11 protein-coding genes are annotated in these 13,341 nt (G+C 64.9%); 7 read left to right on the plus strand and 4 right to left on the minus strand.

The genetic code is table 11. The features are described 5' to 3' along the window. Positions 1 to 240: 240 nt before the first annotated feature. Positions 241 to 546 carry a hypothetical protein gene (locus tag QJT78_RS14920; protein ID WP_049807459.1) on the minus strand — a complete coding sequence of 102 codons (306 nt, stop codon included), beginning with the start codon at positions 544 to 546 and terminating at the stop codon, positions 241 to 243. 977 nt (positions 547 to 1,523) lie between these two features. Here QJT78_RS14920 and QJT78_RS14925 point away from each other — a divergent pair. Both QJT78_RS14925 and QJT78_RS14930 read left to right on the plus strand, forming a co-directional pair. After that, complete coding sequence (locus tag QJT78_RS14925) at positions 1,524 to 3,407, plus strand: TonB-dependent receptor (protein WP_240537505.1); 1,884 nt, start codon at positions 1,524 to 1,526, stop codon at positions 3,405 to 3,407. A 134-nt stretch (positions 3,408 to 3,541) separates the two neighbouring features. Continuing rightward, on the plus strand, positions 3,542 to 6,172 hold the full coding sequence (locus QJT78_RS14930; protein ID WP_249151641.1) for a spermidine synthase: 2,631 nt from the start codon (positions 3,542 to 3,544) through the stop codon (positions 6,170 to 6,172). 9 nt (positions 6,173 to 6,181) lie between these two features. Here the strand turns inward: QJT78_RS14930 and QJT78_RS14935 are convergent, their stop codons facing one another. The 3 genes from QJT78_RS14935 to QJT78_RS14945 all read right to left on the minus strand — a co-directional run bounded on the left by QJT78_RS14935 (position 6,182) and on the right by QJT78_RS14945 (position 9,342). Further along, on the minus strand, positions 6,182 to 6,805 hold the full coding sequence (locus tag QJT78_RS14935; protein WP_038942325.1) for a putative 2OG-Fe(II) oxygenase: 624 nt from the start codon (positions 6,803 to 6,805) through the stop codon (positions 6,182 to 6,184). Between the two features lie 101 nt (positions 6,806 to 6,906). Then, on the minus strand, positions 6,907 to 7,299 hold the full coding sequence (locus QJT78_RS14940) for a hypothetical protein (RefSeq protein WP_312016848.1): 393 nt from the start codon (positions 7,297 to 7,299) through the stop codon (positions 6,907 to 6,909). 36 nt (positions 7,300 to 7,335) lie between these two features. Then, complete coding sequence (locus tag QJT78_RS14945; RefSeq protein WP_038942327.1) at positions 7,336 to 9,342, minus strand: hypothetical protein; 2,007 nt, start codon at positions 9,340 to 9,342, stop codon at positions 7,336 to 7,338. Between the two features lie 422 nt (positions 9,343 to 9,764). Here QJT78_RS14945 and QJT78_RS14950 point away from each other — a divergent pair, with 422 nt between their 5' ends. The 5 genes from QJT78_RS14950 to QJT78_RS14970 are packed head-to-tail and all read left to right on the plus strand — an operon-like array spanning position 9,765 to position 13,054. Next, the gene (locus QJT78_RS14950; protein ID WP_240537507.1) at positions 9,765 to 10,538 is read left to right on the plus strand and encodes a peptidylprolyl isomerase; all 774 of its coding nucleotides are present in this window, start codon (positions 9,765 to 9,767) and stop codon (positions 10,536 to 10,538) included. Then, positions 10,535 to 11,527, plus strand: a complete 993-nt coding sequence (locus QJT78_RS14955) for a HupE/UreJ family protein (protein ID WP_038942328.1) — start codon at positions 10,535 to 10,537, stop codon at positions 11,525 to 11,527. The genes QJT78_RS14950 and QJT78_RS14955 overlap by 4 nt, the downstream gene beginning before the upstream one ends. Before the next feature lie 16 nt (positions 11,528 to 11,543). Then, on the plus strand, positions 11,544 to 12,149 hold the full coding sequence (locus QJT78_RS14960) for a HupE/UreJ family protein (protein ID WP_028149851.1): 606 nt from the start codon (positions 11,544 to 11,546) through the stop codon (positions 12,147 to 12,149). Then, positions 12,146 to 12,757, plus strand: coding sequence for a HupE/UreJ family protein (locus tag QJT78_RS14965; RefSeq protein WP_028149852.1), 612 nt, complete (start codon positions 12,146 to 12,148; stop codon positions 12,755 to 12,757). Before QJT78_RS14960 ends, QJT78_RS14965 begins: the two co-directional genes overlap by 4 nt. 21 nt (positions 12,758 to 12,778) lie before the next feature. Further along, complete coding sequence (locus QJT78_RS14970; RefSeq protein WP_028149853.1) at positions 12,779 to 13,054, plus strand: AraC family transcriptional regulator; 276 nt, start codon at positions 12,779 to 12,781, stop codon at positions 13,052 to 13,054. Positions 13,055 to 13,341: the final 287 nt, after the last annotated feature.

The raw sequence follows: 13,341 nt of genomic DNA on the forward strand, positions 1-13,341 counted from the left end.
CGCCGGCTTGAGTTTTGAAAAGGAACCACTACGGCGGGCGAATATTTGAGTCGTCGCTAGCTCGCTGCCAGAGCTGGCGGAGCGGCCCCGACCTACCCCTTGATCCCCCGCAGCGGGGGCCGTCTCTTCGCCTTTTGTCGTAGCTTCATTTTTGGGAAATCGTTCTAGGGATCCGATTCTGACGGCTTGCGCTCGCTGTGCATCAGATCCTCTACGCCAACATCAATCGGATCGGCTCACTCAATCATACTGAGGCGTGTGCGAGCTGCCTCGCGTCACCGCACTTTCCGCAAGCGCGGGCCCTGTTGCGGGCGCGGCCCCATCCGGTTTCGGGAATGTCAACGTCTCGGTCAGCTCATCGCGCACCATCGTCACCTCGCGGCGATGCACCGAGCGAAGTCGCCAGCCCTGATAGTCTCCGTCGAGCTTCAGACGTAGCGTGGCCTTGCTCGTCTCGTCGACAAAAATTCCGAAACTCTGATCGCTGCCGACGACAGTTCCGACCAGCACAAGCCGTAGCTCGGCCGGCGGTGGGCTCGGCGGCATCGGCGGCGCTTTCGGCGCCGATACTGAAATCACGGGTGGCGGCGGCCGCCGCCGCGAGGCCGAAAAGGATCGGCCGTTCGTTCGTTTCCGACAGCGCTGCGAGCGGAACTGACCAGAGCGGATTGCCGCGCATCGCCTCCCGCTTGACGGGATGCGGCGATGGCGCCGCGGGATCGACTTCCGGTGCCGACGTTGCGGGAGACTCCCCGAGCGGGCGGCTGGACGCGGGCTCGGTGAAGCCTGGTACGTCGATATCCGAAAAATCCGTCGGCAGCGCCGAGGTCGAGGCGGACACACCGAGCAAAGGCGCCAGCACAAGCGCGAGCCGCACCGACATCCACTGCGTCGCCTGATGCCCTCTCATGTTCCCCGTCATCGACCAGTTGATAGCAACGCGCAAGATTCTCAAGTCAGGAAAGGCCGCGGCCCGCGTATGCAATACGAGCGGGGCTCGTCGGGCAACGGGCGCCGAGGGGAGCAAGCTTATCGGTTGCCGATGTGACAGCCGTGCGAAGCGGCGGTCACCTCCTTGATGCTTCCACGGCCTGTTGCGATCCCGGCACTGTGCGGCTGGGCATGGCTGTCGGGTGCCAGTATGATATTGTTGCCACATCGTCATACTCGCCTGCTAAAGCGTGGCATTGCTGTGATTGTGATGCGGAGACGTTGTAGTGCGTGGGGCCTTGTTGCGGGTGTTTTCCGCCGCCGCATCGTCCGCCCTGTGCGCGCTTCCGGCAGCAGCACACGAGCGCAACGCGGCCGCCGAACTCCCGCCGGTCACCGTTGCAGCGGCGGACAATCAGCATCCCAAACAGCCCGCCCGCAGAAAACCGCAGAAAGACCGCGGTCTGAGCAATCAGGCAGCCGCTCGCACGGACAGCCCGACCGAGACTGGCGGTGCAACCGGCGCGGCGTCCGCCGACTCGCCCGCCTTGCAACCCACCGCCGCCAGTGCGATACGCATCACTGGCACGGAGGTGAACGCGGTCCCCTTTTCGCGGCCGGGCGAGGCGCTGGAAGTAGTGCCGGGCCTGATCGTCACGCAGCACTCCGGCGAGGGCAAGGCCAACCAATATTTCCTGCGCGGTTTCAATCTCGATCACGGCACCGATCTCGCGATCAGTGTGGACGGTATGCCCGTCAACATGCCGACCCACGGGCATGGGCAGGGCTACGCCGACATCAATTTCCTGATCCCCGAGCTGATCCAGTCGGTCAACGTCCGCAAGGGACCGTACTTCGCCGACCAGGGCGACTTCGCATCCGCCGGCGCCGTGGCGATCGACTATGTCAACAAGCTGCCGCACAACATCGCGGAGCTGACCTTCGGCAGCTTCGGTTACCGTCGCGCATTGGCCGCGGGATCGACCGCCGTGGGTGCCGGCACGCTGCTGGCGGCGGTCGAAGCGAACAAGTATGACGGACCGTGGGAAGTGCCGGACGACGTCCGCAAGCTGAACGGCGTCCTGCGCTACAGCCAGGGCACCGCAACCGATGGCCTGACGCTGACGGCGATGGCCTATTCCAACGGCTGGAATTCGACCGACCAGGTCCCGCAGCGCGCGATCGACCAGGGTCTGATCAACCGTCTCGGCTCGCTCGATCCGACCGATGGCGGCACCTCCAGCCGCTTCAGCCTGTCGAGCAACTGGGCGCAATCGAGCGCTTACGGACAGACCAATGTCAGCGCCTATGTGGTGCGCTCCGACCTGCGGCTGTTCAACAATTTCACCTATTTTCTCGACAACCCCGTCAATGGCGACCAGTTCAGCCAGCTCGACCGCCGCAGCTTCGGCGGCTTTGACGCCCGGCATGCGTTCGACTGGCGCTTTGCCGGCCTCGAATCGCGAACCCGCGTTGGCGTGCAGAGCCGCTACGACGACATCCATGTCGGGCTGTTCAAGACCGAGCAGCGCACATGGCTCTCGGCCGTGCGCGATGATCGCGTGCAGGAGGGCAATGTCGGCCTCTGGACCGATACGACCACACACTGGAATAGCTGGCTGCACACCACGGTCGGCATCCGCGAAGATGTCTTCGCCGGGCATGTCTTCAGCGATACGCCGGAGAATTCAGGCAACGCCCAGGCGTCGATGGCGAGCCCGAAGGCCGGTCTCGTGCTCGGCCCCTGGTACAAGACCGAGTTCTACGGCAATGCAGGCTACGGCCTGCACAGCAACGACATCCGCGGTGCGACCATCACCGTCGATCCCAACGACAAGACGACCGCGCTCGACCGCGTGCCGCTGCTGGTGCGCTCGCGCGGCGCCGAGCTCGGCATCCGCACCAAGGTGATCGAGGGTCTCACCAGCTCGCTCGCCGTCTTCGTGCTCGATTTCGACTCCGAGCTGCTGTTCGTCGGTGACGCCGGCACCACCGAGCCGAGCCGGCCCAGCCGCCGCGTCGGCGTGGAGTGGACCAACCAATACAAGCCATTGCCGTGGATGACGGTCGATCTCGATGTGGCCCAGACCCACGCGCGCTTCACCGATTTCGATCCAGCCGGGGCCCGCATCCCCGGCGCACCGGCGTGGGTGGCAAGCGGCGCAATCACCCTTGGTGGCGAGACCGGCTGGTTCGGTGCGCTGAAGGCGCGCTATTTCGGTCCGCGTCCTCTCATTGAAGACGACAGCGTCCGTTCGCGGTCGTCGCTGATTTTCAATGCGCGCGCCGGCTACAGGTTCGACAATGGCCTACGGGTGCAACTCGACGTGCTCAACCTCTTCAATGCGCAGACCAACCAGATCGAATATTACTATCTGTCGCGATTGCCGGGAGAGCCCATCGACGGCGTCGCCGATCGTCACGTCCATCCGGCCGAGCCCCTCGCGGTGCGGCTGACGGTGGCGGCAAGATTCTGATCGCAGCGGACTTGGGCATCAATGCCGGCACCGGCCCGGCTGTCACAAATCCTGAAAAAAACTGACATGGAGCGAGTGCTTCTGTCCGCGAAGGACGCGGCCGGCTGGGCGCGTTCGCGGCAGGAGTGAGGGGAATGCAATCTGAGCCGGACGGCACCGCGATCGCCTCGGCGGACCGGTTCACGCATGTGGTCCAGGACGAGGCGGGTTTCGCGCGCGCGCGTCAGGCTGCGAACCGCGCGTGGGCGTTGATCCCGATCGTGACCGCGTCGGGCTTTGCGGGTCTCGGCTACGAGATCGTGTGGACGCGCCAGTTGAGCCTTGCACTGGGCACCGAAATGATGGCGGTGCTCGGGGTCATTGCCGGATTCTTCGGCGGCCTGGCGCTGGGCGCGTTCGCACTCGACCGGCCGATCCGCCGCTCGCAATCGCCATCGCGCATCTATGCGATCCTTGAAGCCGTCATCGCCGTCTGGGGCCTGATCAGCGTCTGGCTTCTGCCCGCGGCCGGCCGCGCCCTGGCCCCGCTGCTCGGCACCGAACCGTCTGCTGTCCTGCTCTGGGCCGGCAGCCTGGCGCTGCCGACACTCGTGCTATTGCCTGCGACGATGGCCATGGGTGGAACCCTGGCCGCGCTGGAACGGATGACGAGGCAAGCGCGCGGCGAGGCCCGCGTCACGGCAGGCGTGTACGGGGCAAACACGGCCGGGGCTCTGGCCGGCACGCTCGCCTCCACATTCCTCCTGATCCCGGCGCTGGGATTCTCGGGAACGCTACTCTGCCTCGCTGCTGTCAACGCCTTCTGCGCTCTGGGCGCGCTTGCCGTCGGCCCAGCCGCAAAAGCTGATACCGAACAACGCCGGCCGGAACGAATTCGGGACTTGCGGCTCACGATCACCTTGTTTGCCACCGGACTGTTCGGAATCGCATTCGAGGTCCTGGTGGTCCGGCTCGCCGCGCAGGTGATGGAAGACACCGTCTACACCTTCGCCGGCCTCCTGGCGGCCTATCTGCTTGGCACCGCCGCAGGCAGCCTGCTCTGGCAGCGGAGCGGGCGAGATGCGAATGATGGGAATCTGCGCGGCTTGCTCGCCGCAACGGCGTTCGCCTGCATCACGACCGCGGCGTTTGCGCCTTATGCCGGCCGCCTGGTCGAGCTCGTCTCGACTGCGGACGTCTTCGGCGAACTTGCCGTGGCGATCTCGCTGTTCCTGGTGCCCGCGACCGCAATGGGCGCACTGTTCGGCCTGCTGGCGCAACGGGTGAGCGATCAGCGCGGCTCGGTCGGATCGGCCATCGGCATCAACAGTCTCGGCGCCTGCATCGCGCCGCTGGTGGCGGCGCAAGTCCTGATCCCGGGCGTTGGCGCGTGGACGGCACTGCTTGCCGTTGCACTCGGCTATTTGCTGCTGCTGCCGCCCGGCCGCTCGGCGTTGCTGTGGTCTGCGGTACCTGCGATGCTTGCGTTGGTCTTGTGGCTCAATCCCGCGCCTTCGCTCACGCGCGTGCCATCGGGCGGAAAGCTGCTTGCGGTCCGCGAAGGGCCGATGGCGACGGCCAGCGTCGTCGACGATGCCGCCGGCGTCCGCTACCTCGAGGTCAACGGGCATTTCCGGATGGGCGGAACGAGCTCAACGCGATCCGACTACCGGCAGGCGATGCTGCCGCTGCTGCTCCACGAAGCCCCGCAGCGCGCCTTGTTCCTCGGCATCGGCACCGGCGCCACAGTGGTTGGCGGAACGCTGATGCCCGGCGTGAGCGTGCGTGGCGTCGAGCTCTCGCGGGAAGTGGTGGACCTGCTGCCCTGGTTCGTCAATCCACCGCCGACTTCTGCGCCGCGTGTGACCGTGGCGGATGCCCGCCGCTACGTCGCCGCCGATACGGGCCAGCACGACGTGATCGTCGCCGACCTGTTTCATCCCGCGCTCGATGGCAGCGGCGCGCTCTACACGGTGGAGCATTTCGGCGCTGTGAAACGCCGCCTGGCGTCAGGGGGCATCTTCTGCCAGTGGCTGCCACTGTACCAGCTCGACCTGCCGTCGCTGCGTGCCATCGTCCGCGGCTTTCTCGACATCTATCCCGACGGTTCTGCCTGGCTCAATCACTACAGCGTCCGCACACCGATGCTTGCGCTCATTGGAACGCAAGGCGGCCGCCATCTCGATACCGGGGCACTGGCGGCGCGGCTTGGCAATCCCGCGATCGCATCAGCGGTCCGCCCGCTCGGATTCGAGGCACCGATCGACCTGCTCGGTCAGTATCTTGGCGGCGCGCGCGCTCTCTCCGCCTTCGCCGGCGAGGGCCCGCGCAACACGGACGACTATCCGTTCGTGACCTTCGATGCGCGGCGCAACGTCCGGGCACTCAACGCAGCGCCCTGGTCATTGCTGCTCGCCATCATCAAGGACATTCGGCCCGATCCGAATGAGCTGCTCGCTGACGGAGCCGAGCGCAACGCGCTCGGCTCACGCCTTTCCGCCTACTGGGCCGCGCGCAACCGCTTTCTCGAAGCTGGCGCGTCCCTGCCGGGCGATCCCCGCGGCGCCGCCTTGATCGAGGCGGCTTCGCCAGGCCTCATCGACGCACTTCGCCTGAGCCCCGAGTTCGATCCGGCCTACGGGCCGCTGATGGGGATGGCAAGGTCCCTGCTCGGCTCGGACCGCGCGGCGGCCGCGCGTCTGCTACGCAAGATCAACGACGCCGCGCCGTCGCGTCGCGAGGCCAGGGACCTGCTGCTTCGGGAGTTCGGCCTCAGGAACGAGTGATCGGCCGGCTCACGGCGTGAAGTTGATGCGATAGCCCCAGCAATCGAGATGATCGGGGATCGCGTTGAAAGCGATCGTGATCCGCTGCCCGCCGGGATTCCGCGGCACCTCATGGTAAAGGTAGCTCGGAAACAGCACGAGATCTCCCGGTTCGGCTTCCGGCAGGACGCACTTGCCCGCATTGAACGGCCCCATTGCGGCAGTTCGCGTATGGTGGCGGAAAGAGAAATCGGAGCCGCCGGGCGGTCGCACGAACACCGTCTTGCAGGACGGGTGCGAGTCGGTCAGATAAAAAATGCCGGAGACGAAGCTGTTTGCGTGAGAGTGCAGCGTCTGGTTTCCGCCGGTCTCCAGCATGTTGGTCCACATCTCCTTGACGGTCCAGCGCAGCTCTTCGCCGAACAGCAGAACGCCGAAATCGACCAGCTTCGGGGCAGCAAGCTCGGCGATCTGGCGGAACAGCTCGTTGTCGCGGGGATCGGCAACTTCCGTGTGGAAGAGCTGGCCTGAGCGCAAATTACCTTCGATCTTGGTGCTCCGGATCGCAGCCACGGCGGCTTCGTTCACAGATGGCGGGAGCAGCCGGGGCGAACGCAGGAGAGGAATCGGGAAGAGCGGCTCGATCTGGTCCATATCGCAATAGTCCACCTGGTCTTGAAACGCGGGCGAACAATGCGCGCGCAAAGATGACGCTGCGATGACAGCATGCAGCGTCTCGAGGGTCTCGAAAATTGCTACTCGTGGGGCCCGAGCACTTTCAGCTTTTCGCCCGGCCGCAGCTCGTGGCGCCGTTCGCGCACCTCGTCGGAGGCACGCGCCGCCATGTCGATGCATTCGTCGAACTCGCCATTGCCGGCCTCAACCAGCGCCTGATGCAAGTGCCGCTCGGCAAAGTAGCGGGAGAGATGGTCGGCGGGCAAAGCCGCCGCCAGCGCCCGCGCTTCCGCGACCGCAGCGTGGCATTCCTCCCGAGTCGGTTCGTCGGAAACGGGCGCGGCAGCGTCGGACGCGGCCATAGCCCAACCAAGGCCGGCAATGATGCCCAGCGTACAGACGGTGATACGAAGCAGGTACATGTCGAGGTGCCGGCCGAAACCGGCCTTCCAGAAAAGTGCGGCGGGACGCAATGATCGTTGCGCCCCGCCGGATGGTCTCACGTCCCGTTAGTGGTGGTCGTGATGATCGTCGTCGTGATCGTGGTCGTTGTCAGCGCGCTGACCGAGCCGCCGCGCCAGTTCGGTGTTGGTCTCGACCAGGAGCTTCGGCGAGCCTTCCGGCCTGATGAAGATCGGATTGGCGTAGAACCAGACGTTCGAATAGGCCTGAACGTCGTGGGTCACTTTCTTGGCGCCGTTCACCACGTCGAGGTGCGCCGGGCACGCCGGATCGGTGCAGCTGACCTGGGCGTTGTTGGCGTCGAGCAGCGGATTTCCAGCGGTGTCGCTGACATTCGGAGTCCCGTTCGGAATGTTGGTTCCGCGTGCGCGGATATAGAACGGCTTGGGTCCAGCGACGAACGTCGTCGTGAACTTCAGCCGTACGCCGTCACGATCGCGATGCTCGCGCTGCATCTGCGATGAGGGGATCTGCCGGGCTATGGCCGCCGACGAATTGTACACGATCGCCGCGCCGGCCGTGCCCGCGGCATTCGCCACCGCGTAGTTCGGCGCGTCGGGCGCAACGACGCCGGTGATCTGGCCGGTGATCAGGTCGACGTGGTCGAGCGACGGCTTGTTCAGCGGCTGCTTCAGGCCCAGCGACACCAGCAACGGATTGTCGAACGTGTAGGGACTGTTGTTCTCCTTCGGGACGGTCATCTCCATCTCGACCGTGATCTTTTCGCCGGGCCTCACGACCAGCGTCTCGCCCATGGTCTTCCAGTCGTCGCCGCGCGTCTTGGCGCGGAACACCAGATCCGGACCGATCAGGTCGGCGTTGACCGAGTAAGAGTTGCCCGAGCGCATGCCGTCGACGACGTGCTGCGACGAGAACCGTCCGGCATTGGGAACATAGAGCTTGGTGTACTCGCCGGGGATGAAATCGGCCGTCGTGAAGGAATCGCGGGCGCCGCCGGCGCCGCGGCTGTGCCAGTCGGAGCTGACATAGATGAAGAAGTTACGGCCTTCGCCCAGCAGTCCGTCCCACAGGCCGCCGACCTTGGCGGTGTAGATGCCGGCCATGCCGTACGTGCCGCCGCCGACCGCGCTGGCGGTGTACGAGCCGGAACCACCGCTGGCACCGCCTTCGGCGAAGTGACCGGGCGATTCGATGCCGAACGCAACCGTCGGACCCGCGTTGTTGAAGTCGCGGAAATGCTCGATGTTGTAGCCCCGGTTGGCGGTCGCACTGAACGGACCCTGGCGTTCGGTGTGGGTCGGGATGACATAGGATTGCAGCGGATAGTTGGTCTGCAACCACTTGATGCCTGTGAGCGCCTTCTGGTGGCCCGCGGTGCCGGCGTTGTTGACGTTGTCCTTGCCGGGCCAGAGCTGATTGCCGCCGGCGTCGATGACGGGGCCGATCGCATCGGTGTCGGCGCGGTCGAAGCGGTATTCGAATTCCGCCCTCTTGTCCGCGTTGCCGGGTCCCTTCTTCCGGTGCGTCGGGTGCTGGCCGGTAATGACGGCGACGTCGGCGTGTTCATGGCCGGGCGCAATCCACTCGAGTCCTTCGATCAGCACCTTCTCGTACTGCGACGAGCGATTGACGATGGTCGGATACTCGATCTCGCGGATCGACTGCCAGCGCCACATCTGCGCGCCGGTGCCGCTGCCGTTCGGGGTGCCCTTCAGGCTGGAGATCGTGATTCCGTCGATGGTCTGGCCGAGCGTCTGGCTCCAGGTCGTGGTGGTCTGCCCCGGAAGGTTGGCGCTGGTGTCGCTGAAGCGGCAGTCACGGTTGCCGGAACCGCCGTGGTTGCCGAGCGTGAACCAGTCGAGGTCGAAATTGTTTCCACCGGCGGACGCGGTGCCGCGCCCGACCGCGCGATCGATCGTATAGCCGGCGGCAACCGAGCCGTCCGTGCAGGTGTTGTGGTTGTGCATGTCACCGGCAACGTAGGGATTGCCGCGACGGTCGTCGCGCCCAAATCCCTCGGCTGCGGCGCTCTGAGTCAGCGCCAAGGATGCCGACGCAGCGGTCAACAGGATCGTCTTGCCAGATGGAAACATCTATCGCCTCATTTCAAGTCAGTTATCGCGAAACGGTAGAAAGTCCGGGGATTGGAGATTATTGGCCCCAACTACGCCAGCGGACTCCCTGCAACCTCAATGATGAACAGAGTTCCGATACAGCTTCGTGAAGGATTTGTGTTCGCGCGACGCAACGCTGCACTTTCGTGAAGCATCTTGCCTCGCGCGCGCGGCCGTTGCATTTCCGCGTCACGTGAGCGATTGAAGATGACAGATGAAACGCGCTGCCGCATAAAGCGGCGCTGCGTGCAGTGAGAGTTTGTGACAACCGCATGTCAATGTCGGCGACACCAGTAGAAGCGCAATCTTTTCCGCCATCACGCACCGGGTCTCCGGCCGCGGGCGCCGATGTCGTCCGCGGTGCAGAGAAACGTTCGCTCGCCTCGACGCTTGCACGGTTCTTGCGCGAGCCGCTGCTGCACTTCACCCTGCTGGGTGCGATCATCTTCGGCATCGACGCCGTGTTGCATCCGCCCGCCAAGGACGAGAAGGTCCTCATCGTCACCAAGACAATGCGCCAGTCCTTCATCGACAATTTCGACGAGGACAAGGAACGCACCCCTTCCGAGGCGCAGCTCCAGAAGATGATCGACAGCTGGGTCGCGAGCGAAATCCTCTACCGCGAAGGCAAGGCGCTGGCCGTGGACCGCGGCGACGAGACGATCCGCGACCGGATTGCCTACAAGATGCAGTTGCTGATCTTCGACCAGATCCGCGTTCCGCACCCCTCGGACGAGCAGCTGCGCGTGTGGTTCGCCGAAAACCACACCCGCTTCGACGAGCCGGAGCGCGTTTCGTTCTACATCACCCCGCCCACGGATCAGGCCAATGCGCAGCGTCAGCTCGACGATATCGTCGGGCAGCGCGAATCCGAGGAGCTACAGCATCTCACGCGCGCGATCCTCGCTCGCCCGGTCGCAAGTCTCGCCGCGTCCTTCGGCGAGGATTTCCGTGATCGACTGCTGGCGATGCCGGAGGGCGAATGGAAGCTGCTGCAATCCAAGGACGGCTGGCACGTCGCCCGGCTGGATTCCCGGCGGCCGGGAAACCTCGCCAGCCTCGACAAGGTCAGGGACGAGGCCGCCAGGATCTGGCACACGGATGAGACCCGCAAGCTGGCCTGGGAAGCGGTCACGCGGCTGAAGGCGTCCTATCAGGTGCGGTACGAGCCGTGACGGCGATCCGATATCTGCGGCCAGCGCTGCTGGTCTTGACTTTGGTGCTGGCTGCGCTCGTCCGGCCTTCGGCGCTGAATGCGCACGAGGCGGCGATGGGTGTGCTCGAATTCCGCGAGGTGCGGCCCGGCGCATTCGTCGGCCGCTGGAGCATCGAGCCCTCGATCGGCGCATCCCGGGTCGATCTCAAGGTGCCGCCCCACTGTTTTCTCCGCCTGCCCGAAATGAATTGCGGCCAGAAGGGGCTGGTTGGCTCGATCACCATCTCCAATCTCGGCTCCAACATGTCGGTTGTCCTGATCAAGGTCATCCCGATCACCGGGGAGCCGCGCAGCTACACCATTTCGACCGCCAATCCCGTCGTCTCCATTCTTGGCACCGGCGCCCCGACGCTCGAGGCGTGGATCGAGCTGGCGAAAACCTATGTGAATTACGGGATCGATCACATCCTGCTCGGCGCCGATCACCTGCTGTTCGTGCTCGGCCTGATCTGGATCGTAGGCGGCGGCTGGCGCTTGGTGAAGACGATCACGGCCTTCACGATCGGGCACAGCGCCTCGCTTGCCGCGGCAGCCTTCGGCCTGATCGGCGTGCCGGAACGCCCGCTCAACGCCTGTATCGCATTGAGCATCGCGTTCGTCGGGGTGGAAATCGTCAAGCAGCAGCGCGGCGAGATCGGACTCACCGCCCGCTATCCCTGGATCGTGGCATTCAGCTTCGGTCTGGTTCATGGCATCGGCTTCGCGAGCGCCCTGGCGGGACTTGGGCTCGAACGCCGCCTCCTTCCTGCAGCGTTGCTGTTCTTCAACCTCGGCGTGGAGATCGGACAGCTTGCCTTCGTACTGCTCGTGCTCGCATTGATCTGGGCGCACCGACGGCTTGATGCCGTCGTGCCGCGCTGGGGCGAGGCCCTCCCGGCCTACCTCATCGGATCGGTATCGATGTTCTGGTTCTTCGGCCGTCTGGCGCGCGTGTTCGCCGCGATCTAAGCGAGAGTCGCAAACAATGCCTTTACGCATCCCCCGAGCCCTCACGACCGTGATCGTTTCGTTCGCACTGACGCAGCCGGCTCTCGCACACGAGCAGGCCGGCGTGGCGGGCGGCGTCGTCAGCGGCCTGCTCCATCCGGTCACCGGCATCGACCATCTGATCGCAATGGTGGCCGTCGGGATCTGGGGCGCGCAGCTCGGCGCCCCCGCAATCTGGATCCTGCCGATCACCTTCCCGCTCGTCATGGCGGTCGGCGGGGTTTTGGGCGTGCTGCATGTTCCGCTTCCGATGCCGGAGCTGATGATTGCCGTCTCGGCCGTGATCCTGGGCGTCGCCGTTGCGGCCCGGCTGCGTCTGCCCTTTTCCGCTGCTGCCGTCGTCGTTGCGATCTTTGCGATCTTTCACGGTCATGCGCACGGCGCCGAGCTTCCGCGCGCGGCGAATGCGCTGGCCTACGGCGTCGGCTTCGTCACCGCCACCGGCCTCTTGCACCTGCTCGGCATCGCGATCGGCGCGTTGACGCGCTGGCCCGCCGGCGAGCGCGTCATTCAGGGACTCGGGGCGGGTATCGCGGGAATTGGCTGCTATTTCCTCGCACTGGGCGTCGGAGCCCTTGCATGAAGCTGAATTGCGCTCGCCTATTAATGGCCACAGCGATGCTGCTGGCCGGCGCAAGTACCGCCGAGGCGCATATCGTCGCGGCGCGCCTCGGCGATTTCTACATGGGTGTCGTACATCCCCTCACCGATCTTCAGGATGTCGTTCTCTGGACTGCGACCGGCGTGCTGGCCGGTACGCTTGGAGCCGCCAAGGGGCGCTGGCTCATCGCGGTGTTTCCGCTTGGACTACTGGTCGGGTTGTCTCTTGGACAGGTTTTCAGCGCGACTTCCACACAGCTTTCGGACGCGGCAATGATGCTCGCAATCGGCCTGCTGCTCGCGGCAGCGGCGCAGGTGCCCACATTCATGCTGTGCGCGATTGCCTTCGCAGTCGCCGTGATACGGAGCGCTGCGAACGGCGCCGACCTCGGGCCTGAAACCGACCGGTTGCTGTTTGCGGCAGGATTGGCTTGCGTAGGTTACGGGGCCATCACGCTGGCAATGGCGCTGACCGCCGTATTCACGAATTCGGACGGCGTAGCGTCTTGGCGAACCATCGCCGTCCGTGCACTTGGAGGCTGGATCGCGGCTATCGGTCTGATGATGGCGAGCCTTGTTCTCGCGTCATGAGAGGCCGCGAAGAACCCTGCCATGGACGACGCGGTTCGCAGCGGGCTCGCGGCATGGCAGCAGAAGCTGGCGACCGAATTGCTCAGCGAGAATCTCGACGGCGAGCTTTCGCTGGCCGACATTGCCGCCGAACGCAATCGGTCGGCCGGTCACGTTCCCTGCGCCTTTGCACATTCGATGGGCACGCCGCCGCATCGATGGCTTCGTCAGCAACGAGTTGAGAAGGCCAAGTCGCCGCTCTCAGAGTCGCGGCTTTCGCTTGCCGAGATTGCAAAGACCGCACGATTTGGCGACTAAAGCCACTTCACGCGGGTTTTCTCCGAGTCTACAGGCGGCAGCCCGGGTAGGTGGAGACGGTTTCAAGTCGGTGATGCTACCCGCGCACCCCCGGCGCCGCATGAGCTTCTGCGACGGTCACATCCGTTCAAGAATTATCGCCCATACTTGCCGTCGTTAGATTTTTCTTGATCTTCCGGTGCACACGTCGCGCACACGCATCCAAGCGTGGGTAACGGACAGGTTACATGGTCGGCTCCGACTCAAAAAATTCATCGCCTCGCGATTGCGGCTGGGCCTGACAACCG

This window comes from Bradyrhizobium sp. Mp27 (assembly GCF_029953005.1).
GTDB classification, from domain to species: Bacteria; Pseudomonadota; Alphaproteobacteria; order Rhizobiales; family Xanthobacteraceae; genus Bradyrhizobium; species Bradyrhizobium barranii.